Annotated in this window: 24 protein-coding genes and 1 riboswitch; of the genes, 11 read left to right on the top strand and 13 right to left on the bottom strand. The window is 70.2% G+C overall.

Translation table 11 applies throughout. The annotated features are described in order from the left end of the window. Positions 1-34 precede the first annotated feature (34 nt). Positions 35-379: a hypothetical protein gene (locus tag ACEXHE_RS08830; RefSeq protein ID WP_277246468.1), complete on the bottom strand. Its 345-nt coding sequence runs from the start codon at positions 377-379 to the stop codon at positions 35-37. Between the two features lie 111 nt (positions 380-490). Here ACEXHE_RS08830 and ACEXHE_RS08825 point away from each other — a divergent pair, with 111 nt between their 5' ends. The 7 genes from ACEXHE_RS08825 to ACEXHE_RS08795 all read left to right on the top strand — a co-directional run bounded on the left by ACEXHE_RS08825 (position 491) and on the right by ACEXHE_RS08795 (position 8,316). Then, positions 491-1,165 carry a hypothetical protein gene (locus ACEXHE_RS08825; RefSeq protein WP_374785520.1) on the top strand — a complete coding sequence of 225 codons (675 nt, stop codon included), beginning with the start codon at positions 491-493 and terminating at the stop codon, positions 1,163-1,165. A 73-nt stretch (positions 1,166-1,238) separates the two neighbouring features. Then, entirely contained in the window at positions 1,239-3,257 is a 2,019-nt protein-coding gene (locus tag ACEXHE_RS08820) for an FMN-binding glutamate synthase family protein (protein ID WP_374785519.1), read from the top strand. Continuing rightward, on the top strand, positions 3,257-3,739 hold the full coding sequence (locus ACEXHE_RS08815; RefSeq protein ID WP_374785518.1) for a DUF3237 domain-containing protein: 483 nt from the start codon (positions 3,257-3,259) through the stop codon (positions 3,737-3,739). Before ACEXHE_RS08820 ends, ACEXHE_RS08815 begins: the two co-directional genes overlap by 1 nt. Before the next feature lie 106 nt (positions 3,740-3,845). Further along, positions 3,846-5,027 (top strand): amidohydrolase, encoded by a 1,182-nt coding sequence (locus ACEXHE_RS08810; RefSeq protein WP_374785631.1) that lies wholly within the window; start codon positions 3,846-3,848, stop codon positions 5,025-5,027. A 30-nt stretch (positions 5,028-5,057) separates the two neighbouring features. Beyond that, positions 5,058-6,362 carry an MFS transporter gene (locus tag ACEXHE_RS08805; RefSeq protein WP_374785517.1) on the top strand — a complete coding sequence of 435 codons (1,305 nt, stop codon included), beginning with the start codon at positions 5,058-5,060 and terminating at the stop codon, positions 6,360-6,362. A gap of 29 nt (positions 6,363-6,391) precedes the next feature. After that, complete coding sequence (locus tag ACEXHE_RS08800; protein ID WP_374785516.1) at positions 6,392-6,967, top strand: hypothetical protein; 576 nt, start codon at positions 6,392-6,394, stop codon at positions 6,965-6,967. Then, the gene (locus ACEXHE_RS08795) at positions 6,964-8,316 is read left to right on the top strand and encodes an MFS transporter (protein WP_374785515.1); all 1,353 of its coding nucleotides are present in this window, start codon (positions 6,964-6,966) and stop codon (positions 8,314-8,316) included. The genes ACEXHE_RS08800 and ACEXHE_RS08795 overlap by 4 nt, the downstream gene beginning before the upstream one ends. A 30-nt stretch (positions 8,317-8,346) precedes the next feature. On the opposite strand, the gene ACEXHE_RS08790 is transcribed toward ACEXHE_RS08795, so the two are convergent. The 7 genes from ACEXHE_RS08790 to hisD all read right to left on the bottom strand — a co-directional run bounded on the left by ACEXHE_RS08790 (position 8,347) and on the right by hisD (position 14,417). Beyond that, positions 8,347-8,706 carry a hypothetical protein gene (locus ACEXHE_RS08790; RefSeq protein ID WP_091695711.1) on the bottom strand — a complete coding sequence of 120 codons (360 nt, stop codon included), beginning with the start codon at positions 8,704-8,706 and terminating at the stop codon, positions 8,347-8,349. Between the two features lie 69 nt (positions 8,707-8,775). Continuing rightward, on the bottom strand, positions 8,776-9,852 hold the full coding sequence (locus tag ACEXHE_RS08785; RefSeq protein WP_374785514.1) for an Ig-like domain-containing protein: 1,077 nt from the start codon (positions 9,850-9,852) through the stop codon (positions 8,776-8,778). A gap of 171 nt (positions 9,853-10,023) precedes the next feature. After that, positions 10,024-11,031, bottom strand: a complete 1,008-nt coding sequence (locus ACEXHE_RS08780; protein WP_260061470.1) for an aldo/keto reductase family protein — start codon at positions 11,029-11,031, stop codon at positions 10,024-10,026. A 120-nt stretch (positions 11,032-11,151) separates the two neighbouring features. Beyond that, positions 11,152-11,355 (bottom strand): cold-shock protein, encoded by a 204-nt coding sequence (locus ACEXHE_RS08775; protein ID WP_091695721.1) that lies wholly within the window; start codon positions 11,353-11,355, stop codon positions 11,152-11,154. A gap of 223 nt (positions 11,356-11,578) precedes the next feature. Further along, the gene (locus tag ACEXHE_RS08770) at positions 11,579-11,989 is read right to left on the bottom strand and encodes an RNA-binding S4 domain-containing protein (RefSeq protein ID WP_260061469.1); all 411 of its coding nucleotides are present in this window, start codon (positions 11,987-11,989) and stop codon (positions 11,579-11,581) included. Positions 11,990-12,221: 232 nt separating this feature from the next. After that, a complete protein-coding gene (locus tag ACEXHE_RS08765; RefSeq protein ID WP_091695723.1) occupies positions 12,222-12,776 on the bottom strand; it encodes a flavin reductase family protein in 555 nt (184 codons plus the stop codon). A gap of 106 nt (positions 12,777-12,882) precedes the next feature. Then, a riboswitch (SAM riboswitch) is annotated at positions 12,883-13,002 on the bottom strand. A 107-nt stretch (positions 13,003-13,109) separates the two neighbouring features. Beyond that, positions 13,110-14,417, bottom strand: a complete 1,308-nt coding sequence (gene hisD, locus ACEXHE_RS08760) for a histidinol dehydrogenase (protein WP_374785513.1) — start codon at positions 14,415-14,417, stop codon at positions 13,110-13,112. Positions 14,418-14,517: 100 nt separating this feature from the next. On the opposite strand from hisD, the gene ACEXHE_RS08755 reads away from it, so the two are divergent. Continuing rightward, positions 14,518-16,071, top strand: coding sequence for a mechanosensitive ion channel family protein (locus ACEXHE_RS08755; protein ID WP_374785512.1), 1,554 nt, complete (start codon positions 14,518-14,520; stop codon positions 16,069-16,071). Positions 16,072-16,111: 40 nt separating this feature from the next. Here ACEXHE_RS08755 and ACEXHE_RS08750 read toward each other — a convergent pair whose 3' ends face one another. From ACEXHE_RS08750 to ACEXHE_RS08735, 4 genes are all read right to left on the bottom strand, one after another. Beyond that, positions 16,112-16,525, bottom strand: coding sequence for a universal stress protein (locus ACEXHE_RS08750; protein ID WP_260061466.1), 414 nt, complete (start codon positions 16,523-16,525; stop codon positions 16,112-16,114). Then, positions 16,522-17,472: an SDR family NAD(P)-dependent oxidoreductase gene (locus tag ACEXHE_RS08745; RefSeq protein WP_374785511.1), complete on the bottom strand. Its 951-nt coding sequence runs from the start codon at positions 17,470-17,472 to the stop codon at positions 16,522-16,524. The genes ACEXHE_RS08750 and ACEXHE_RS08745 overlap by 4 nt, the downstream gene beginning before the upstream one ends. A 90-nt stretch (positions 17,473-17,562) precedes the next feature. Continuing rightward, positions 17,563-18,177: a GNAT family N-acetyltransferase gene (locus tag ACEXHE_RS08740; RefSeq protein ID WP_374785510.1), complete on the bottom strand. Its 615-nt coding sequence runs from the start codon at positions 18,175-18,177 to the stop codon at positions 17,563-17,565. Position 18,178: 1 nt separating this feature from the next. Further along, positions 18,179-19,018, bottom strand: a complete 840-nt coding sequence (locus ACEXHE_RS08735; protein WP_374785509.1) for an MBL fold metallo-hydrolase — start codon at positions 19,016-19,018, stop codon at positions 18,179-18,181. An 11-nt stretch (positions 19,019-19,029) separates the two neighbouring features. On the opposite strand from ACEXHE_RS08735, the gene ACEXHE_RS08730 reads away from it, so the two are divergent. Beyond that, positions 19,030-20,151 carry a glutathione S-transferase family protein gene (locus tag ACEXHE_RS08730; protein ID WP_374785508.1) on the top strand — a complete coding sequence of 374 codons (1,122 nt, stop codon included), beginning with the start codon at positions 19,030-19,032 and terminating at the stop codon, positions 20,149-20,151. Between the two features lie 9 nt (positions 20,152-20,160). On the opposite strand, the gene ACEXHE_RS08725 is transcribed toward ACEXHE_RS08730, so the two are convergent. After that, entirely contained in the window at positions 20,161-20,844 is a 684-nt protein-coding gene (locus ACEXHE_RS08725; RefSeq protein WP_356967277.1) for a GntR family transcriptional regulator, read from the bottom strand. A gap of 43 nt (positions 20,845-20,887) precedes the next feature. Here ACEXHE_RS08725 and ACEXHE_RS08720 point away from each other — a divergent pair, with 43 nt between their 5' ends. Both ACEXHE_RS08720 and ACEXHE_RS08715 read left to right on the top strand, forming a co-directional pair. Next, positions 20,888-22,222: an MFS transporter gene (locus ACEXHE_RS08720; protein WP_374785507.1), complete on the top strand. Its 1,335-nt coding sequence runs from the start codon at positions 20,888-20,890 to the stop codon at positions 22,220-22,222. Between the two features lie 19 nt (positions 22,223-22,241). Further along, the gene (locus ACEXHE_RS08715) at positions 22,242-23,513 is read left to right on the top strand and encodes an alpha-hydroxy-acid oxidizing protein (RefSeq protein ID WP_374785506.1); all 1,272 of its coding nucleotides are present in this window, start codon (positions 22,242-22,244) and stop codon (positions 23,511-23,513) included. The last annotated feature ends 47 nt before the right edge of the window (positions 23,514-23,560 follow it).

Here is a 23,560-nt window from a genome sequence, read left to right as displayed (position 1 = left end):
GTCGGTGCCCTCTCAGTTGGTCCGGGTGCAACGCTCATGCCTGCTTGCCGTCCTCGATCACCACGTCGACAACTTGACCTGTTTCGGCAACGGCCCGGTCCATCATCACCCTGTTGGCGTTGTCGTACTCAGAGGCCAGGTTCGTCAATCCGCTCACCATGGTGGACAACCGCTGTTCAGCACCCTCGAACTGGGGTGCGAGGAGGACGTTCCAGACGTTGAACAACGCTGCAGCGACCTCGGGGCTTTCAGACGAAGCTGCAGCCTCATCGATGCCCGTGCTTGCAGAGCTGCGGTGGGTCTCCATCTCCGACAGCCCCGCCTGGGTGTTCGTTGCAACGACCCCGACCTGGTCAGGAATCAAGTTGTACGTGGTCATGTCGTTCGACCTCCTTTCCTCTCTGGGGGGGGGGGGGACCAGCGCGATGGGGAGAACTCCCCATCGCGTACGAACCAGGCCGGCCGAGGCGGCCACGGAAAGGCACAACCTATGCATCTGCCCTGGCAGGCACGCCGATTCATATCCCTGATCATCGGGCTGGTCCTCTCGCTGACCTACGCCCTCTGGGGTGTGCCGTTCGTGGGGATGCTGGCAGGTCTCAGTGGACTCTCGCCAGCCGACGCCGCCAGTCCCGCCCCGGCCTGGAGCATGGTCACCATGACGCTGGGTGGACAGCTGGCCTCTGTCCCCGCAGCGGTGGCGTTCGTCGCCTGGGTCCTCGGGGACGCGGCACAGGGTACGGGTCAGGGCGCCGATATCGCCCGGATGACCCCCATGTCCCCGAAACGCCGAAGAGCGCTGATGAGCATGCGCCTGCTCGGCTGGCTAGTGGTGCTGGGAATGCTGGCGGGCATGATGTTCTCGTCGACTGGGCTGTTCGACTCCTGGTCAGAAGGCATGCGGAGCCTGACGGGGGTCGGCCTGGACCTCACGGTCGCCCAGGCCACGGCTGCAGCTGCCCAAATCCAGGCGTTCCCGTTCTCTGCGGCCGGCCTGTTCGCTTTCTCACTGCTCTACTCGGTCCTGCCGGTGCACTTCAGCCGCGCGACGGCGCGGGGCACCTGGGTGCCGTGGAGAGTGTTGGCGTGGGGCGTCGTCATGTGGTTGGCCTGTGTGCTGGTGGCCGTTCTTCCCACGTACCTGGACCTGACGGCGACGAACTGATCTGATCGGGGCAGCCAGGAGCACACCGTCCACCCAGTGAGACAAATCACCTGAACCGGGGCAAGATGGACGGGTGAACAACCGTCTGCTGATCATCGCTGGTCTGTCCCTGCTCGCCGTGGCCACGCTGCTGGCCGCCAACCTCGGTTCTGCGGGCTGGTACATCCTGGCCGCCGTGGTGGTGGCGCTGCTGATCCTGGGGATCTGGGACATGACCCAGAAGCGCCACGCGATCCTGCGCAACTTCCCGGTGCTCGGGCACATGCGCTACCTGCTGGAGTCCATCCGGCCGGAGATCCAGCAGTACTTCATCGAGCGCAACTTCGACGGCAAGCCCTTCGACCGCGACTCCCGCTCCCTGGTCTACTCCCGCTCCAAGGGGCAGGACGACCACAAGGCCTTCGGCACCGAACGGGACACCGGCGAGATCGGCTACGAGTTCCTGCTGCACTCCACCGCCCCCGTGAACCCGCCGGAGCAGATCCCCACCGTGCGGATCGGCGGTCCGGACTGCACCCAGCCGGCCGAGATCTCGCTGATGAACATCTCCTCGATGTCCTTCGGCTCGCTGTCCAAGAATGCCGTGCTCGCCATGAACAAGGGCGCCGGCATGGGCGGATTCATCCATGAGACCGGCGAGGGCGGACTGACCAAGTACCACCAGGGCAACGGCGCGGACCTGTTCTGGGAGATCGGCTCGGGCTACTTCGGCTGCCGCACCCCGGAGGGGAAGTTCAACCCGGCGCGGTTCGCCGAGAAAGCCACCCTGCCGGAGGTCAAGGGCATCACCATCAAGCTCTCCCAGGGCGCCAAGCCCGGACTGGGCGGTGTGCTGCCCGGCGCCAAGGTCACCCCGCAGATCGCCGAGGCCCGTGAAGTCCCGGTCGGCGAGGACTGCGTCTCCCCAGCCTCGCACTCCGCTTTCCGCACGCCCCGGGAGATGGTCCGGTTCATCGGCCAGCTGCGCGAGCTCTCCGGCGGCAAGCCCGTGGGCATCAAGTTCTGCGTGGGCTCCCGCACGGACGTGCTGGCCATGTGCAAGGCCATGTGGGAGGAGCGGATCGCCCCGGACTTCATCATCGTGGACGGCTCCGAGGGCGGCACCGGCGCGGCCCCGCTGGAGTACTCCGACCACGTGGGCACCCCTCTGACCGAGGGCCTGATGCTGGTGCACAACGCCCTGGTCGGCGCCGGTCTGCGCCACATGATCAAGATCGGTGCTGCCGGCAAGGTGGTCTCCGGCTCGGACATCGTCAAGCGGCTGATCCAGGGCGCGGACTTCACCATGTCCGCCCGCGCCATGATGATGGCCACCGGCTGCATCCAGGCACAGAAGTGCCACACGAACCACTGCCCGGTGGGCGTGGCCACGCAGGATGAGCGCTTGATGAAGGCCCTGGACGTGGAGGACAAGTCCCACCGCGTGCACAACTACCACAAGCTCACCGTGCGCGAGGCGGTCCAGATCATGGCGTCCATGGGCGTCACCGAGCCCTCGCAGCTGAACACCCGCATGCTGCGCCGCCGCGTGGACCACCTGAACACCCGCTCCTACGCCTCGATCTACCACTGGCTGCGCGAGGACGAGCTGCTCAACGAGCCCCCGCGCGGCTGGGCCGCCGACTGGGACGAGGCCGACGCCGACCACTTCGGCGAGCACGCACCCATCGGCTACCTGGACCGCAACCCCCAGTGGCGCGACGAGCTGGTCCCGGAGAGGCAGCAGACCCGCACCCGCCGAGCGGTCTCCACCGAGACCTCTGCGCTGCCGCTGCATGAGCTGCGCGCCGCTCTGGCCCAGGGCGGTCAGAACGGACACCACGACGACGACGCTCTGGCAGGTGCCTCGGCTCACCGCGGCCAGGGGGCCGGGGGAGCAGGGGTCGCTGAGCAGGGCGGCGACGCGGTGGAGGGTGGCGGACGCGGCTCGTCCGGAACCGGCGGTCAGCAGCGCACCGGTGGCGTCAAGCCCGTGCGGGATGCGGATCCGGCCACCCACGGCACGGACCAGGACCCGGTCTCGCGCCGCACGGACACCGGATCCACCCCGATCGTGGACGACTCCACCCGCCCCGAGGGCCGCCGCGGCTGATGGCTGATCCGCACAGCGGCGGGCTCGCTGCCCCAGAGCTGGAGTACCTGACCCACCTGGAGATCCTGGTGGGCACCCCGGTGGAGGTCGGGCAGACCCACGCGGGACTGCGCCGGATGATCCCCATCCTCGGCGGCAGCGCCACGGGACCGGAGCTGACCGGCACCATCCTGCCCGGCGGCGCGGACTTCCAGGTGCTGCGCTCCGAGACGGTGACGGACCTGGACGCCCGGTACGTGATCGAGTCGGACACCGGCGAACGGGTGTTCGTGACCAACCTGGCCTATCGCACAGGATCCGCCGAGGACGTGGCCGCGCTGGTCCGGGGCGAGCAGGTGCCCGCTGAGCGCATCTACTTCCGCTGCGCGCCCCGGTTCGAGGTGTCCGGCGCGGAGCTGTCCTGGCTGGAGTCCACCGTGGTGATCGGATCCGGCCGCCGGGAGCCGGACCGTGTGGTGATCGACCTCTGGTCGGTGCGCTGAACTGACGGTTACGCTGGCGCCCATGAGCACCTCTGCCGGAACCTCACCCAGCACCCAGACCTCCGTCCCCCAGGTCCCCGAGATCCCCGCCGAGGTGCGCGAGCGGATGCTCGAGGTGTACCAGCACCTGCACTCCCACCCGGAACTGTCCATGCAGGAGCACCGCACGGCCGAGTTCATCGAGACCCAGCTGGACCGGCTCGGGATCGAGCACGTCCGCTGCGGCGGCACCGGCGTGGTCGGGATCCTGCGCAACGGGGACGGACCTGTGGTCGGCTTCCGTGCGGACTCGGACGCCCTCCCCATCGAGGAGGAGTCGGAGGTGCCCTACCGCAGCACGGCCCGCGGCACCCTCCCGGACGGCACCGAGGTCCCGGTCATGCACGGCTGCGGTCATGACACCCACGTGACGGCCCTGCTCACCGCCGCCGAGGTCCTGGCCGCAGACACCGCCCGGTGGTCCGGCACCGTGGTGCTGATCTTCCAGCCGGGCGAGGAGACCGGGGCCGGAGCCGCGGCCGTGGTGGAGGACGGACTCTGGGACAAGGCCCCGCACCCGGAGATCGTCTACGGCCAGCATGTGATGCCCGGCCTGGCCGGCACCGTCAGCCTGGTCTCCGGGCCGGTCATGGCCTATGCCGACTCCTGGAAGGTGACCCTGTTCGGCGAGCAGTCCCACGGGTCCCAGCCGCAGGACTCGATCGACCCCATCGTCCAGGGCGCGCACATCATCACCCGCCTGCAGGGGATCGTCTCCCGTGAGGTCGCCCCGTTGCGTTCGGCCGTGGTCACCGTGGGCACCTTCCACGCCGGCCTGAAGGAGAACATCATCCCGGACCGGGCGGAGTTCACCCTGAACGTGCGCACCATGGACGACGACGTCCGTGAGCAGGTCCTGGCGGCCATCCGCCGCATCATCCTGGCCGAGGCACAGGCCTCCGGTGCCCCGGAACCGCAGATCGAGGAGCTCTACACCTTTCCCAAGAACCTCAACGACCCGGAGGCCACCCAGGCGCTCACCGAGGCCCTGCGCAGCACCCTGGGCGAGGAGAACGTGCTGGAGACCGAGCCGAAGATGGGCTCGGAGGACTTCGGCCATCTGCCCACCGCGCTCGGCGTCCCGTCCGTGTTCTGGTTCTACGGCGGGTTCGATCAGCAGACCGTGGACTCGGGCACCATGCCGGTGAACCACTCGCCCCGCTTCGTCCCGGTCCCCGAGCCCACCCTGTGGACCGCCGCGCGGGCCGCTCTGACCGCCATCCTGTCCCGGGTGGGTCACCGGTCCTGACCTGTCCGCCGGCGGGGCTACCCTGAACCCGTGACCAGCCCCGCCGAGCCAGACCAGCCGCACGAGCAGCACTCCCAGCGCACCCGCACCTCCGGGGCGCTGCTGTTCGTGCTGCTGTGCGCCATGGGCGTGGGCCCACTGTTCAACTACGGCATCTCGGTCTCCTCCGCGCTGGTGATCGATCAGATGGGCATCACCGCCGGCCAGCTCGGCCTAGTGGTCACCGTGGTGTTCGCCTCCGCCGCGGTCTCCAGCATGTGGCTGGGCCGCCTGGCCGACCGGATGACCCCGCGCGCCCAGCTGATCCTGATCTTCCTGGGCACGGCGCTCGCGCTCGTGGTCGGCGCGTTCGCCCCCACGTACTGGGCGCTGATCATCGCCGCGATCCTGGCCGGACCGGCCCAGTCGATCTCCAACCCCACCACCAACCGCATCATCATCGAGCAGGTCCCGCCGGCGAAGCGGTCCGGGGTGATCGGCGTGAAGCAGTCCGGCGTGCAGGCCTCCCAGCTGTTCTCCGGCCTGTTCTTCCCCGCGGTGGCCCTCTGGCTGGGCTGGACCGGCGCGGCGCTCGGAGCGGCGGCCGTCGCCCTGATCCTGCTGGCCGTGGGACTGCGCGTGGTGCCGGATTCACCTCAGGTGACCGGCCGTCGTCGGGAAGCAGGCGGCAGGGCCGCCCCTTCACAGCAGGGCCCGACGCCGGCTCCGTCACCTGACGCTCCCACCTCACCGACGCGTCTGCCCACCACGGTGTGGATCTTCGCGGCGATCGGGATGCTCTCCGGGTTCGGCATGCAGGCCACCAACGTGTACCTGCCCCTGTTCGCGGTGGAGGAGCTGGGGTTCTCCCTGGTGCTGGGCGGGGTGGCCGCGGCGGCCTCGGGCGTGATCGGGGTGATCTCCCGGATCTGGTGGGGACGGCGGATGGCGGCAGGCTGGCGGGCCTCCACCCTGCTGCTGATGATCACCGCCGGGGCCATTCTGGGTGTGGCCGCCTTCCTGGGTGCGGCGGCCTGGCACGCCCCCGCACTGATCTGGGTGGGGGCGGCGCTGCACGGCATCACCGTGCTGGGCGCGAACGTGGTGATCAACGCCGGGCTGATGCAGGTGGTCCCCGCGCATCGGATCGGGACGGCCTCCGGGGTGAACTCGATGGGCATGTACACCGGGTTCGCGCTGGGTCCGCTGGTGATGGGCGCGCTGCGGGACGGCACGGGGGACTTCACCCTGGGCTGGATCACGGTGGCGGGGGTGTACGTGGCGTGCGTGCTGACCGCCCTGGTGCTGCGCGGCTACGGCCAGCGGCATCCGGCCGCCCGCGGCCAGCAGGGCTGAACGCCCGTCCGCAGGTCTACCCTGGAGGCATGACCCCCGCACCCGAGTCCGCTCCCCGCACCGCGGCTGCCGCTGATGCCGCCGCCGCCCCTCCCGCCGGGCCGGGCGGCCCGGTCTGGGCGCGGGCGCTGCTGCTGGTGACCCCGGCCGTCTGGCTCGGACTGCTGATCGGGATCTCGCTGATCGAGGCGCCGCTGAAGTTCACCGCGCCGGGCATCACCATCCCGTTGGGACTGGGCATCGGCCGCCGGGTGTTCTTCGCCATGAACATCGTCGAAGTGGTGCTGGTCCTGGTCCTGCTGGTCGCCCTGGTGCGCAGCCTCGGACGTCCTCCGTGGGCCCGGCTGACCGCACCCGGGACGAACCGGCTCTGGCTGCTCGGGCTCATCTCCGGGGGGCTGCTGCTGATCAAGTTCGCCGCCATCCGCCCGTTCCTGAACCAGCGCACCGACGCCGTGCTGGCCGGGGAGTTCGCCGGCGGCTCCAACCTGCACTACGCGTACATCGCGGTGGACGGGCTGTTGATCATCGCCCTGGTGCTGATGCTCGCTCTGACCGCCCGCGCGCTGCTCGCGCCCCCGTCCTCGGCGGCACTGCACCGGTGACCGGGTCCGGCTCCAGCGGCTCCACCGCCAGCAGCAGGCCCGCCCGTGGAGACCTGACCTGGCTGTGGGTGATGGTGGTGGCCGCCATCCTGACCCAGACCTCCCTGAACCTGCTGCGCCCGGTCACCAGCTACCGGCTGATCGAGATCGGGGCGGACGAGGCCGCGATCGGCCTGGCCACCGCCGCCTACGCCATCCTGCCGCTGTTCACCGCCATGTGGCTGGGTCGGTCCACCGCACGGCTGCCCTCCCTGCGCGGCATCATCGCTCTGGGCGCGGCCGTCATGGCGATCAGCGGCGTCGGATTGGCGCTGGGCCAGTCCGTGTTGGTGATCATGGTCGCCTCGGCCGTGCTGGGCATGGGTCACCTGGTCTTCACCATCGCCGGCCAGGCCGCCATCGGCCGGCGCGCCCCCGCCCACCTGATGGACGCCGCCTTCGGCTGGTTCACGGCGGCGTTCTCCGTGGGCCAGATGGCTGGACCGCTGCTCTCCGGGCTCATCCTGGGCAACACCACGCTGGCCGAGTCCGCCACCGACGCCGGATTCGACGACCGCATCACCGCCTCACTCTGGCTCGGCGCCGGCATCTCCCTGCTCGCGGTCCCCGTCATGCTCGCCCTGCGCCCGGACGGCGGCTCCGCCCGCCGGAGGTCCACCACGGACCCCGACGACGGCCTGGCAGCTCAGGCGACCCGAGGCACCTCAGGAGAGGGGACGGCGTCGGGAACCGCGTCTGCCGCCGGTGCTGAAGGCAGGCCCACGATGCTCGCCATCCTGAAGGTGCCGGGGATCCCGTCCCACATGTTCGCCGCCCTGGCGCTGCTTGCCATGCTGGACATCCTCACCGCGTTCATGCCGCTGGTGGGCGAGCGGGCCGGAGTGGCCCCGTTCTGGGTGGGCGTGCTGCTGGCTGTGCGCGGCGGGTTCTCGGTGCTCTCGCGCGTGTTCCTGCCGTGGATCTCGCGCCGGTGGACCAGGAACTCGCTGATCCTGGTCTCGCTGCTGGTCTCCGCCGTGGGGATCGGGCTGGTGCCGGTGGCGCTGACCGTGTGGCAGTCGATGCTGCTCGCGGTGCTGTTCATGGCGGCGGGCGGATTCGTGCTGGGACTGGGACAGCCGCTGACCATGACCCAGATCTCCCAGGCCGTCCCGTACGCCTGGCGCGGACCGGCGCTGGCACTGCGCCTGGTGGGCAACCGGGTGGGGCAGGTGGCACTGCCGGCCCTCGCCGGTCTGGTGGCCGCACCCCTGGGGCCAGCGGCCGGCGTGTGGTTCGCCTGTTTCGTGCTGGCCGCCTCCGGGGTGGAACGGGTGATCAGCGGCAGGACCGGTCCGGACCGCAGCTAGGTGAGGTGAGCTGGGGGACGGCCCCGGGGCTCAGCGCTCGTCCTCGTCCTCATCCTCGAGGTCGCGCGGGGTCCAGTCATCGTCCGGATTGTCCGGGTCGCGGAACGCCTCGGAGCCGTCGTCCTCGAAGGCCAGATCGTCCTCGTCCTCCTCGGGCTCATCGTCTTCGGAGTACTCGCCGCGCTCCTGATAGTCCGGGACGCGGTTGTAGTCCTCGTCCCCGTCCAGTAGGTAGGTGTCTCGGCGCAGCGGATCGATGGCGTCCAAAGAGTCAGGATCGTCCGAGGAGCCTTCGGCGGGGGAGCCGTCACGGCCGTCCTCCGGCGATTCCAGATCGTCCTCGACCTCGTCCACGAACTGCTGGTCGAGCTCATCCTCGTAACGGGACATCACGCACCTCCAGTGGGTCAGGCGGCCTGGGTGTGGCGCTGGTGCCGAACCCGGCCGTGTGCGCCCAGTCTAGACCTCGCGGCGGCTGCGCCATAGGCCGATCAGACCCACGGCCAGGGCGGCGAGGAGCAGCAGCGGGACCACCCAGACCAGGGACGAGCTCTGGGAGTCTGAGACCAGGTCACGGGTGTCTGAAGCGTCCGGTCCAGCCTGGTCCTGAGGGGTCTCCACGATCACCGTCTCCGGTGCCAGCGTGGGCTCCTGGACCGTGGGTGCCGCCGGGGCGATGGTGCTGTCCGGTGGGCTGCCTGGAGCCAGCGGGGCGGTGCCACCGTCTGCAGAGCCGGCCCCCGGACCTGAGCCCAGGGCGATCGGCAGCAGGGGTCCGTCCTGACGGTTCGACTCGGCAGGGGAGTCGGGGCTGGGCTGCGCGGGCGACGGGGCTGGGGCCGAGGTGGGCGCGGGGCCGGGGGTGCCGGGTGAGGTGGTCGGCGCAGGGGCGGTGGCCGTGGGAGCCGAGGTGGGGGTGGGCGCAGACGTGGTGGTGGGCGCCGGTGCCGGGGAGGACGGCGTGCCGGTGGACGGCGGTGCGGACGTGGGCGCCGGAGTGGTGCTCGGAGCAGGGGCGGGAGTGGGGGGCTCCGGCGTGGGAGAGACGGTCGGCTCCGGTTCCGGCTCCGGTGTGGGGGTGGGGGCCGCCTCGACCTTGACCGTGATCTCGCAGCTGCTCGTGGTGCCCTCTGTGTCAGTGGCCGTGACCGGGATGTAATCCTCTCCGGCGTAGTCGGTGGGGGCGGTGTAGGTGACGGTCAGCCCGGACACGCTCACCTGTCCGCCGGCGGTGGAGCGTCCGGCGGTGATGGTCACTGAGGCGTCGCCGACCTCCACTCGCGCGGATTCGGTGCGGCCGCTGATCACCAGCAGACCCGGGCAGCTCACCAGGGGCGGGGCCGTGGTGGGGGTGATGCTCTCGGACGGTGAGGGGGAGGGCTCAGGCAGGGTGTCGGCCGCGGCCGGGAGGGCGCCGGTGACCAGGGCGGAGCAGAGCAGGGCGGCACCGGTCAGGGCGGAGGCGGTGCGGCGAGGAGAGGTCCTGGGGGATGACTGCGCTCGAATCGCGCTCGCTCGGCTGGGGCTGGGTGACACGGTCGAGTCGACGCGTGGCATGATCTCCCCCTGATCAGCCGGAGTCCCTCTGCAGGGTTGGCCCCGTGCTGCCCGCTCCGTCCAGCGGAACGGACAGCACCGGCGTAAGAGTTATCTTACTGTGATCTGGCGTCTCGGCAAGGTCTCATGTGAGCGAATGTGACCAGGGCCTCAGGTCAGACGCCCCTCCGGCACGGCCACCTTGCTCGGATCGTCGGTGACGATGTGGCCCACGGCGGCATCCACGGCCGCCATGGTCGAGTCGTCCAGGTACAGGCCGGAGGCCTTGACGTTCTCGACCAGCTGCTCCGGACGCGAGGCGCCCACCAGCGCGCCGGCCACATTGGGGTTCTTCAGCACCCAGGCGATGGCCAGCTGACCCATGGTGCAGCCCACGTTGTCCGCCACGGGCTTGAGCTTCTGCACGGCGGTGAGGACCTCGTCGCGCATCCAGCCGGCGATCATCTTCTTCCCGCCGCCCTTCTCGTCGGTGGCGCGGGATCCGGCCGGCGGCTCCTGGCCGGGCAGGTACTTGCCGGTCAGCACGCCTTCGGCCATGGGCGACCACACGATCTGGGAGACGCCCAGGTCCTCACAGGTCGGCACCACCTCGGGCTCGATCACCCGCCAGAGCATGGAGTACTGGGGCTGGTTCGAGATCAGCTGGATGCCCAGCTGCCGGGCCATCCCATGGGCCTCCCGGATCTTGTCCGCCGGCCATTCGGAGACGCCGATGTACAGGGCCTTGCCGGCACGCACCACATCGGCGAAGGCCTGCATGGTCTCCTCCAGCGGGGTCTCCACGTCATAGCGGTGGGCCTGGTAGAGGTCCACGTAGTCCATCTGCAGGCGCTGCAGCGAGCCGTTGATCGACTCCATGATGTGCTTGCGGGACAGCCCCGTGTCATTGGGGCCCTTGGGGCCGGTGGGGAAGTAGACCTTGGTGAACACCTCCAGGGACTCGCGGCGCTGCCCCTTCAAGGCCTCGCCCAGCACCACTTCGGCCTGGGTGTTGGCGTAGGTGTCCGCCGTGTCGAAGGTGGTGATGCCCTGCTCCAGGGCGGTGGCCACGCACTGGTGGGCGATCTCGTTCTCCACCTGGGAGGCGTGGGTGAGCCAGTTGCCGTAGATGATCTCTGAGATCTTCAGTCCGCTGTTGCCGAGATACCTGAATTCCATGGATCCACCCTAATGTGCTCTGGCGGACAGGGATACTACGACGACGGCCGCTCACCCGGGTGGGTGAGCGGCCGTGGTGTGCCGGTGCCGGCTCAGAGCGAGCCGGGCGGTCGAGTCAGATCAGAGAGGGCGGACCGAGGCGGCCTGCAGGCCCTTGGGGCCCTGCTGCGACTCGAACTCGACCTTCTGGTCCTCCTGCAGCTCCTTGAAGCCGGAGCCCTCGATGGCGGAGAAGTGCACGAAGATGTCAGCGGAGTTGTCGTCCGGAGAGATGAAGCCGTAGCCCTTCTCAGCGTTGAACCACTTGACGGTACCGGTAGCCATGATGGCCCCTTTCATTCGGTGTCGCCCACCGGTGTTCCGGCGGGATGAAGCGATGTGTTGCACCGCTTGCACGACTCCGACAGGCCCGGGGGGCCGGCTGGTGGACCGCTTCAAGACGGACAGCTACTACAACTTCGAGATCGATGGTACTGGCTTCCTCAGTGATTGGACACCGTCCGAAAAGAGCAGACACGGAGTTCGCCCAGAGTTCACCCGTCTGCTCTCACAGGGGTGGTTCGGAGTCCCGTCCGCGCAACCGATCCATCTGCCGACGGTCGCGTTTGGTGGGACGCCCCGCCCCGCGCTCCCGCACCGGGACGGCCATCATCTCCCGGGGGACAGGCGGTGGTGAGTGGTCGATGTAGTGCCGGACCGCCTCCGGTGCTCCCACCCGTTTGGAGAGCAGTCCGGTCACCTCCAGGATCCGTTCCCGGCCGGGTTGGCGCAGGCGGATGGTGTCTCCCACCGTCACAGACTGTGCGGCCTTGACCGGGGCGCCGTTGACTCGGACGTGGCCGGCACGGACCGCGGCGGTGGCGGCAGAGCGTGTCTTGTACATGCGCACGCCCCACAGCCAGGCGTCCAGGCGGACGGGGCCGGACGGGGTTCTGGAAGCAGGAGGTGGAGGAGTCATCTCCGACATCGTAGTCAGCGGCCAGGCACAGGTGTCTCGGTGCCCTGGCGGCAGACAGTGAGAGACCCCGGGCCGGCTGCGTGAGGGGAACGCATTCTCGCCGGGCCCGGGGCCTCTATGTCATCACTCGCACCTTGATGAGGTAGTCACCACTGTAGGAGTCGGGTGTGGGAGTGGGCCTGGAGCCAGCTGGGAGGTCGCTGGGAAAGATGCAGGACGTCCTACTGATTCGTCACTGGTTGCCTTCGGCCGTGCGCAGGTTGCGGAAGGCCGAGCGGTGGAACACCAGCGGCTCGTGCTCGCCGGACTGGTCCGAGACGCCGTGGACCTGCAGCAGCACCATCTGGTGGTCCCCGGCCGGCAGCTCGGCGTAGACGGAGGTCTCCAGCCAGAGGGCGGCCCCCTCCAGCAGCACGGCGCCGTCCTCGGTGACCTGCAGGCCGAGTCCGGCGAACCGGTCTCCGTCCTTGCTGGCCATCTGGCGGCAGACCTGGTCATGCCCCTCGGCCAGCACGGAGACGCCGATCCGTTCGGCGCGGCGCAGCCGAGGCCAGGTGCGGGAGGAGTTCTGGACGGCGAAGGAGACCAGCGGCGGGTCGAGGGAGACGCCCACGGTGAAGGAGGAGGCCACGAGCCCCTCCTTGACGCCGTCGGCATAGCCGGCCAGGGCGGCAACGCCGGAGGGGAAATGGGAGAACGCGTTGCGCAGGGAGAGCGCGGAGAGGTCGGTGCAGAGGACGGTGTCCGTCTCCAGTGCGGTGGACTCGTGAGTGGCCAAGGCGGTCATGGTCAGGCCTTCCTGAACGTGCGCGGCTGTGCCAGGGCGATTCTGCTCAGCTGAGCGGTCCCGTCCGGGCTGTCCGGCGGCCCGGACGGGACCGCTGGACTCAGTGACGCTGTACTTGTCACCCGGGGTGGTCCGAGCGACCGAATCATCACCTGGAGCACCCCACTACTGCGTGAGAGGGTTGCCGTCCCGCCAGCCAGGGCTGCATCGGCGGGGACTCGTGATTCTGGGTATGACGCTAGGACAGCGGCCCGGGGCAGGTCAAAGCCCCGTCCACATGCCGGAACGCGGTGCCGGAAACGGGGGCCGCCTTCACGCCACAGAACGTCACACTCAGCTGAACCGCAGCCGCACGGCCGCGCCGTGGGCGGGCAGGCCCTCGGAGTCGGCCAGGGCGGAGATGTTGTCCGCGAGCTCCTTCAGTCCGGTCTCCGCATAGCGGATCTGCTGCTGCAGGCGCAGGAACGTCACCGTGTTCAGTCCGGAGGAGAACCGTGCTGAGCCGCCGGTGGGCAGCACGTGGTTGGACCCGGAGGAGTAGTCGCCCAGCGGGACGGGGGAGTGCCCGCCCACGAACACCGCGCCGGCGTTGGAGATCCGGTCCGCCACCTCAGCGGCGTTCTCGGTGTGCACCTCCAGGTGCTCGGCGGCGTAGGCGTCCGCCACGGTGATCGCGGTGTCCAGGTCCGAGACCACCAGGATCCCGGACTGCTCCCCACCCAGGGCCTGGCGGATCCGCTCCTCCTGGGCCGCGCCGGGCACCTGCTGCTCGATCTGCCGGACCACGTCCGCCGCCAGCTCCGGGGAGGTGGTGATCAGCACGGAGGCGGCCAGGGGGTCGTGCTCAGCCTGGCTGATCAGGTCCGCGGCCACCCAGGCGGCGTCCGCGGTGGCATCAGCCAGCACGGCGATCTCCGTGGGCCCGGCCTCGGCGTCGATCCCGATGGTCCCCAGCAGCGCCCTCTTGGCCGCGGCCACATACACATTGCCCGGACCTGTCACCAGGTCCACCGGGGCGCAGACCTGCGTGCCGTCGTCGTCCCTCACGCCGTACGCGAACATGGCCACCGCCTGGGCGCCGCCGGCCGCGTACACCTCGTCCACACCCAGCAGGGCACAGGCGGCCAGGATGACCGGGTGCGGCAGCCCGCCGTGCTCGGCCTGCGGGGGTGAGGCCACCGCCAGCGAGGCCACACCAGCGGCCTGGGCCGGCACCACATTCATCACCACCGAGGAGGGGTACACGGCGCGGCCTCCGGGGACATAGAGACCCACCCGGTTCACCGGCACCCAGCGGTTCACGACGACGGCCCCCTCGCCCAGCTCGACCGTGGAGTCCTCCGGCATCTGGGCGCTGTGCACGCGGCGGGCACGGCTGATGGACTCCTCCAAGGCCGCACGGACCGTGGGGTCCAGCTGCTCCAGCGCACGCTCCAGCGCCTCAGCCGGCACCCGCAGGGAGGGAGGGCGGACACCGTCGAAACGCTCTCCCAGGTCCAGCACCGCCTGGACGCCGCCGTCACGGACCTGGTCCAGGATCGGGCGGACGGTCTCCACCGCGGAGCTCACATCCAGTTCGGCCCGGGGCAGCACGGAGAGGGGATCGACGTCCTGGCCGCGCAGATCGGTGAGGGAGAGCATGGGGTCCTTCCGGAGACGGTGCTGAGACGGGTGAGAGTGACTCAGTCTCCATTCTCCACCTGTCCAGGGAGCGGTGAGTGAACGGTGTCAGACTGGGGTCATGCCCCTGCTGACCCCACCTGTTCAGTCCCTCCTGGCCCCGGTGGCCCTCGCCGAACCCGGGCCCGATCCCACCGGTCCCGTGGAGGAGGCCGTCCCTGACCCGGTGCAGGAGTCCGCTGAGGGCACCGTGGAGGCGATGGGCCCCGTGCTGGGGATCCTGGTCAACATGCTGATCGGGGTGGCCGCGGCCATCGCCCTGGTGGCCGTGGTGGCCCTGGTGCTCAACGTGGTGCTGCGCCGCCGGCCCGAACTGCGCCAGCAGATCCGGCGGGTGCGGATCCCCGTGATGACGGCCCTGGCGCTGCTGGCCGCCCGGGTGGCCCTGGGACTGACGGCCGAGGGTGAGCCCTGGTTCGACGCTGTGCGGTTCCTGCTGTTGGCCGGGGTGGTGGCTGCCCTGGGGTGGCTGGCCCTGCGCGTGGTGCGGATCGTGGAGGAACGGCTGCTGGTCAAGTACCAGGCGGCCGGAGTGGACGACCGCCGGGACCGCAAGATCCGCACCCAGACCATGCTGCTGCGGCGGATCCTCAACGCGGTGATCATCGTGATCGCGGTGGCCGCCATCCTGCTGGCCATCCCCTCCGTGCGGGCGGTCGGCGCCGGCCTGCTGGCCTCAGCCGGTGTGCTCTCCGTGGTGGCCGGCCTGGCCGTGCAGTCCACCCTGACCAACGTCTTCGCCGGCGTGCAGCTGGCCTTCACCGACGCCATCCGCGTGGGCGATGTGGTGGACATGGAGGACACCTTCGGCACGATCGAGGAGATCACCCTGTCCTCGGTGGTGGTCAAGATCTGGGACGGCCGCCGGATGATCTACCCCTCCAGCCACTTCACCACCACCCCGTTCGAGAACTGGACGCGCACCGGCTCAGCGCTGTCCGGGACCGTGCTGATGGACGTGGACTGGAATGTGCCCCTGGACGCCATGCGGGAACGGCTGCGGGCCCTGGTGGAGTCCACGGAGCTCTGGGACGGGCGCGAGTGCTCCATGCAGATCACCGACGCCGTGGGCGGCATGGTCCAGATCCGCGCGGTGGTCTCGGCCCGCAACTCCGGTGACCTCTGGGACCTGCGCTGCCTGGTCCGCGAGGACTTCGTGACCTTCCTGCGCGCTGACCACCCGGAGGGCATCTACGCCCAGCGGATGCTCGAGGCCGTCCCCGGGCTGGCCCGCGGGCAGGCCCACGGCCAGGGCGGGCAGGGCAGGACGGGAGCTGCACCCGGTGAGGATTCGCAGCAGCCGCAGCCGAGCGCGCCCGGTGAGGGGACGTCGTCGGGACAGGCCGGAGCCGGAACCCGTCCCGACCGGACCGGGGACACCGTGCCCGGGCCGATCACGCAGACCTCCCCGTTGGCGCAGGTGAGCGAGGACTCCTCGATGTTCACCGGATCCATCACCGCCGTGGAGCGCAACCGGGAGTTCGCCGGGCCGGGCGAGGCGGCCTACCAGGAGCGCAAGGAGCGGCAGGAGCGGCAGGACCGCAAGGACACCGGGCAGCTGCCGGTGCAGGCCAGGCCGGAGCATCAGCCGGAGTCCGAGGGCCGAGCCGGCTGACGCGCTGACTCGCGGAGGCGCCGGGCCGACCGCGGCGGGGTCAGTCCCTGCGGGCGCCTTTCAGCGGCTCCTTGACGCAGAGCACCGGCTGGTCGATCTCCTTGAGGACGTCGTCGGTGACCGATCCCATCAGGAACTTGCCGAAGGAGCCGCGGCGGCGGATGCCGACCACCACCAGGGACGGGTCCAGTTCGGCGGCCACGTCCCGGATCTCCTCCACCGTGGAACGGCCGCGGGCGAACTGACGGAACTCCGTGCGCAGTCCGGAGGCGTCCAGCACCTGCTGCAGGCGCTCGGCCTCGGCCTCGTCCACCGCGGCGTCGTGCTTGTGGTCTCCGCCGGGCGTGGCATTGACCACCACCAGGTCCTCGTGGGAGAGGTGGGCCAGACGGATGGCCTCATCCAGGGCGGCCCGGCTCTCCTCGAACGGGGCGTAGGCGACGAGGATGGTCATGAGCGGGACTTCTCTCCGGTGCGATCGGCAGGGCGAGCGGGGGCGGACTGCTGCGCGCTCACCGTGGACACGGTGGACGCCTGAGGGTCCTTGGATGCCTTCGAGTCCTTCATCTCTTTGGCCTCGTGCCGGGAGAACCACTCGAGCACGGCGTCCGGGCTGAACCGGGCGGCGCGCATCAGGGAGCGGTAACGGCGCGAGGGGATGCAGACGCTCTGCCCCTGGGCGGCGGCGGTGAGTCCCTCGCGGACCACATCATCCACGTCCATCCACATCCACTTGGGGTGCGAGGCGGTCTTGATCCCGGCGCGCTGATGGAATTCGGTGCGCACCAGTCCCGGGCACAGCGCGGTCACCGTGACGCCGTCCGCGCGGTAGCGCACATTGGCCCACCGGCTGAAGCTCACCGCCCACGCCTTGGCCGCCCCGTAGGAGCCGTCCGGGATCAGTCCGGCCACCGAGGCCACGTTCAGCACGCGTCCGCCCCCGCGGGACAGGAAGGCGTTGATGGCGGCGTGCGAGAGGGCCAGCGGCGCCTCGATCAGCAGCCGCATCATGGCCAGCTCGTCCTGCAGGTCCGAGGCGTGGAAGTCCGTGGCCAGGCCGGAGCCGGCATTGTTGATCAGCATGCTGACAGGCCGGTCGGCCTGCGTGAGGCGGTCGGCCGTCCACTGGATGCCCTCCTGCGTGGAGAGGTCCGCGGTGATGGCCTCCACGCTGACTCCGTACTGGGCCTCCAGCGCCTGCACCTTCCCGGCCAGCAGCTCCCGGTGGCGCGAGACGATCACCAGGTCATGGCCTTGTCCGGCCAGCTGCCGGGCGAACTCGGCGCCGATCCCGGAGGTGGCGCCCGTGATCATCACCGTCTGCCCGGTCCGCCGGGCACGCACGGGGGCCTGCTGGCGCGGAGCAGGAGTGGGGGACTGGGGAAGGTCGTTCTGGGGCACGCGGTGATCCTGACGCAGCAGCCTGACGGCGAATCGAATGATGCCCCTCCATGCTAGGTCGAGGCACGGACGCACTGAGGGTGGGAAAGGTCACGGTCTGGACACGGACCACGCAGGATCGGTGGCCAGCGCCGCCATGTACTCCACATCCACCCAGGAGTCGTCGAACCGCAGGGCGTCACGGCCGGTCCCCTCATGGCGGAAGCCCACCGACTCATACACATGCCGGGCCCGCGGGTTGAACGCGTACACCTCCAGGCTCACCCGGTGCAGTCCCACCGTGTGCAGGGCGTGTTCCACGGTCAGCCGGGTGGCCTCGGTGCCCATCCCGCGTCCGCGCCCCTCCGGCCCGATCAGGATCCGGAACCCGCAGGAGAGGTTCGGTCCGTCCAGCTCGTTCAGCACGGTCTCGCCCACCACCTGACCGGTGTCCGGGTCCTCCACGGCGAACACCATCCGGTCCGTGGCCTGGGCCCAGTCCGCGTAGATCTGACGCAGCCGCTGCGGGGCGTACGGCCCGTCTCGCTCCCCGCTGCGGTGCACCGACCCGGTCAGCTCGGCGACCTCCGGGTCCTGGAAGATCACCGCCAGCAGCGGGGCATCCTCGGCACGGATCGGCCGCAGCACCACGCGTTCGCCGCGCAGCGTGGGCTTGAGCGAGAAGTCCGGCAGGACCGGCTCCGAGGCCCCGACGACGTCACTCACCTCAGGCGCTCGGCGCGCCGGAGTGCCCGGTGGCAGGGGCCTCCCGCAGGTGGCGCAGATGGGCGGCCATGGTCTGGGTGGCCACGCGCTGCACCGTGCCGGACAGGCCTGGGTAGACCTCGGCGGCCAGTTCCTCGGCGGTGACCGCGTTCCGTTCGGCCTCCGGGCGGGACTGCAGCAGAGCACTGACCTGCTCCAGCCGCTCCTGGCGGTGCGCCCGGTAGTGGGCGGCCACCTGCGCCACCGAGCCCAGGGCCGGGCCATGGGCCGGCAGAACGCGAGCCTGGCCGAGCGCCTCGAGGCGGTCCAGGGAGTCCAGATAGTCGGCCAGGGTGCCGTCCGGATGGTCCAGCATGGTGGTGCCCTGTCCCAGGATGGTGTCTCCTGTCAGGACCGAGCCGGCCGGGCCGTCGTCGGGAAGGTGGAAGCACACCGAGTCCGAGGTGTGGCCGGGGGTGTGCAGGACCTGCACGCGCACGCCTGCCGCCTCGATCTGCTCGCCGGGGGAGAGCGGCTCGGCCTGGCGGCACCACTCGGGGCTGTGAGCCCGGACCGGGGCGCCGCTGCGCTCGTGGAACACGTCCACCGCGCCGGTGTGGTCACCGTGGTGGTGGGTGACCAGGATCAGCTCCACCCGCCTGCCGGCCGCCGCCTCCTGCACCGCGTCCCAATGCCGCTCGGAGTCCTCCACCGGGCCTGGATCCACCACGGTCACGGTCCCGGACTCGAGTGCGGACAGCAGGTAGGTGTTGGTCCCGGCCAGGGTCATCCCGGAGGGGTTGTCCGCCAGGACACAGCGGGTCAGATCGGTGGGCTCTGGGGTGGAGGCGGCAGAGGTCATAGGCTCAGTGTATGGATGAGCAGCAGAAGGATCAGCCGCAGAAGCAGGGCGTCTACGTGATGGACGGCCAGGAGTTCGCCCGGGACACGAACTACATCATGGACCGGATCGTGGCTGATCCGGCGGCCGTGGAGGCGATGCCCCGCGAGGAGGTGGACAAGGTCGGGCGCGTGCACGGCGGGCTGACCGAGGACGCCCAGGCCTGGCCCGTGGAGGCCGGCCGGTACCGCCTCGTGGCCGCCCGCGCCTGCCCCTGGGCCAACCGCACGATCATCGTGCGCCGCCTGCTGGGCCTGGAGGACGCCATCTCCCTGGGCACCCCCGGACCCACCCATGACGAGCGGTCCTGGACCTTCGACCTGGACGAGGGCGGCACGGACCCTGTGCTGGGCACCGAGCGTCTCCAGGAGAACTACTTCACCCGCTTCCCGGACTACCCGCGCGGCATCACCGTGCCGGCGATCGTGGACATCCCCACCGGCGGTGTGGTCACCAACGACTACCCGCAGATCACCCTGGACTTCTCCACCCAGTGGACGCAGTTCCACCGCGACGGCGCCCCGGACCTGCTGCCGGAGGAGAAGCTGGATGAGATGCACGAGGTCATCACCCGGATCTTCACCGAGGTCAACAACGGGGTCTATCGCTGCGGATTCGCCGGCTCCCAGGAGGCGTATGACGCCGCGTACGAGCGACTGTGGACCGCCATGGACTGGCTCGAGGAGCGCCTGAGCGGCCAGCGGTACCTGATGGGCGAGACCATCACCGAGGCCGACGTCCGTCTGTTCACCACCCTGGCCCGGTTCGATCCGGTCTACCACGGGCACTTCAAGTGCAACCGGACCAAGCTCGACCAGATGCCGGCCCTCTGGGGCTATGCCCGGGACCTGTTCCAGACTCCCGGGTTCGGGGACACCATCGACTTCGAGCAGATCAAGAGCCACTACTACGAGGTCCACCGGGACATCAATCCCACCGGGATCGTCCCGCAGGGGCCGGACCTGTCCGGGTGGCTCTCCGAGCATCGGCGTGAGGAGCTGGGCGGCTCGCCGTTCGGCGACGGCACCGCCCCGGACCCGGTCCGTGAGGACGAGCGTGTTGAGGCCGGCCACAACCCGATGTATCCGGCCTGACCAGTCGGGTCAGTCGGACCAGAGACCGGAGCCGCCGGCCAGGCGCTGGCTGGTGGCCCGGTGGATGGTCCTCAGATGTGCCCGCATGGCCTCGGCCGCCTCTGCCGGACGGCCGGACTCGATCTGGGCGATGATCGCCTCGTGCTCCTCCACCTCCAGGGGGTGGGCCATATGGTCCCGCAGCTCCGTGATGATGTGGTGGGCCCGGGCGGTCTCGTCATAGCAGTGCGTCAAGGTCCCCAGCAGCCGGGTGTTGCGGGCTGCACGCACCACGGCCAAATGGAAGTCCCGGGCACTGCGCATACTGGCCAGCTGATCGGTCTCGGCGGTCTCCCGCTGGGCCTCCACCGCGGCGCGCATCTGCGCCACCTCCTGCGACCCGGCGAACCGTGAGGCCTCCGCCGCCGCGTGCGGCTCCAGCAGCATGCGCAGGTCCAGCACCTCCGAGAGGTCCTGAGGAGTCATGGTCTGGACGAGGTACCCCTTCTTGGGCAGGACCGAGACCAGGCCCTGGGCCTCCAGGATGCGCAGCGCCTCCCGGACCGGGGTCTTGGAGATGTTGAAGCGCTCGGCCAGGCGAGGCTCCACCACGATCTCGCCGGGGGCCAGCTCGCCGGTCAGGATCAACTGACGCAGTTCCTCGACCAGGCGGACGCCGATGGGCTGAGCGCGAGACGGGACTGAGCTGGACACTTGTGAACCATATCACAGGATGCTAGAAATATACTTCATGGATATGACCTCCCCGACCGTCGTCCCTGCCGACGGCTCCGCGCCTGCCTCCACCGAGCAGCGCATGACTCCCGGCGCTCGCCGGGCCCTGTTCGCGGCCATCACCGGAACCGTGATCGAGTGGTATGACTACGCCCTCTACGGTGCCGCGGCGGCGCTGGTGATCGGGCCGTTGTTCTTCGCCGGCGTGGGCCCTGGTGCCACACTGGCCGCGTTCGCCACCTTCGCCGTCGGGTTCGTGGCACGCCCCCTGGGTGGACTGGTGATCGGTCACATCGGGGACCGCTTCGGGCGCCGTCCGGCCATGCTGCTGACCATCCTGATCATGGGCGTGGCCACCGTGGGCATCGGCCTGCTGCCCACCAGCGCCGCGATCGGCGTGGCCGCCCCCGTCCTGCTGATCCTGCTGCGCCTGCTGCAGGGGCTGGGCGCCGGTGCCGAGCTGGCCGGAGCCATGACGATCGTGGCTGAGTTCGCGCCGAAGCAGAAGCGCGGGTTCCTCACCTCCCTGGTCCTGGCCACCCCGCCGGCCGGCATCGTGCTGGCCACCGGCGCCTTCCTGTGGGCCTCCTCCCTGGGCGAGGACGCACTGCTCGAATGGGCCTGGCGTCTGCCGTTCCTGGTCTCCGTGGTGCTGTTCGTGCTGGCCGTGTTCATCCGGCGGCGCCTGGAGGAGACCCCCGAGTACGTCGAGGCCCAGCAGCGCGCCGCCGAGCGGGGCGAGCGGCAGCACGTCCCCGCCGCCGAGCTGTTCCGCCGCCACAAGGCCGCCCTGGGCCTGGGGTTCCTCTCCGTCACCGGGCACAATGCCTTGAACTACGCGATGGCCGTGTTCGCCCTGTCCCTGATGACCTCGGAGGCGGTGGGACTGGACCGTGGTTCGGCCCTGGCTGCCGTGACCATCGGCTCGATCTTCGGGATCATCGGCACCCCCTTCGGCGGACTGGCCGCCGACCGGTTCGGCGCCTCCCGGATTCTGGCCCTGGGATCGGGCCTGGGCGCCCTGTTCGCCTTCCCGCTGTTCTCCGCCCTGGCCTCCGGTGACGCGTTCCTGGCCGGCGCCGCCATCGCCGTGGGCTACGGTCTGATCATCGCCTGCACCTCCGGCGCCCAGGGTGCGTACCTGGCCAGCCTGTTCCCCGCCCGGGAGCGGTACAGCGGCATCGCCCTGACCCGTGAGGCCAACGGGGCGATCGTCGCCGGGTTCACCCCGCTCGTGGCCGCCTGGCTGATCCAGGTCAGCGGCGGGCAGGTCTGGACCGCGGCGGCCTTCGTGGCCCTGTGCTGCCTGATCTCGGCCATCCCGGTGGCCCTCTCCGCCCGCAAGACCATCCACTGAAAGGTCCTGAACACTCCCCATGAAGCGTCAGCTGCCCCAGCTCTCCGAACTGCGTCCCCTCATGCAGTTCAGCCGCCCCCGCCTGGATCGCCGAGCCGCCCGCCTGGAGGGCGCCGCGGACATCGGCGACCTGCGCCGGATCGCGAAGCGCCGCACCCCGCGCCCGGCCTTCGACTACGTGGACGGCGCCGCCGGGCAGGAGCTGACAGCACAGCGCACCCGGGAGGCCTTCGCCGCCACTGAGATGCTCCCGCGCATCCTGCACGGCACCGCCGCGGCGGACCTCTCCGTGCAGATCGCCGGGAGCGCCTCGGCCGTGCCGTTCGGCATCGCTCCCACCGGCTTCACCCGGTTCATGCACGCCGAAGGGGAGGACGGCGGCGCCGCAGCCGCGGCGCAGGCCGGGATCCCCTTCACCCTCTCCACCATGGGAACCCGCTCGCTGGAGGAGGTCGCCCAGGTGAGTGACGCCGTCGGGAAGGAGTACGGGGCTCCCGGCACGCGGTGGTTCCAGCTCTACCTCTGGAAGGAGCGGGAGCGGTCCCTGGAGCTGATCCAGCGGGCGCAGGCGGCCGGGTTCAGCACGCTGATGGTCACCGTGGACACCCCGGTGGCCGGGCAGCGGCTGCGCGATGTCCGCAACGGCATGACCATCCCGCCGAAGCTGACCGCCCGGACCGTGCTGGATGCCAGCTACCGGCCCGAGTGGTGGTTCAACTTCCTCACCACCGACCCGCTGACCTTCGCCTCCCTCTCCGGCAGCGCCACCGACCTGCCCAGCCTGATCAACTCGATGTTCGACCCCACGCTGTCCATCCAGGACCTGGAGTGGATCCGCAGCGTGTGGCCCGGGAAGCTGTTCGTCAAGGGCGTGCTGACGGCCGAGGATGCGCGGCGCTCGCTGGACGCCGGGGCGGACGGACTGGTGGTCTCCAACCACGGCGGGCGGCAGCTGGACCGTGCACCGGTCTCGCTCAAGGCGCTGGCCGAGGTGCGCGCGGAGGCAGGACCGGACGTGGAGATCATCCTGGACTCAGGCATCACCTCCGGGGCGGACATCGTGGCGGCACTGGCCCTGGGCGCGGACTTCACACTGATCGGACGCGCGTACCTGTACGGCCTGATGGCCGGTGGCCGCGCAGGCGTGACCCGGGCGATCGAGCTGCTGGCCGAGGAGACCCGCGTGGCGATGATGCTCATGGGGGAGGCCACCGTGGCGGACCTCAAGCGCAGCGGCCAGGTGCGTGCGCCGTGGCTGGAGGGCGGGCAGGACCTGACCGTCCGGGTCTGAACAACCTGCCCGCCGATCCGCGGTGCTGGGAGGCGCCGGCCGTCGTC

Source organism: Micrococcus sp. IITD107 (assembly GCF_041927415.1).
GTDB lineage: Bacteria > Actinomycetota > Actinomycetes > Actinomycetales > Micrococcaceae > Citricoccus > Citricoccus terreus.
The sequence above is the reverse complement of the archived record's forward strand: the minus strand, read 5'-3'. Positions and strand labels throughout refer to the sequence as shown.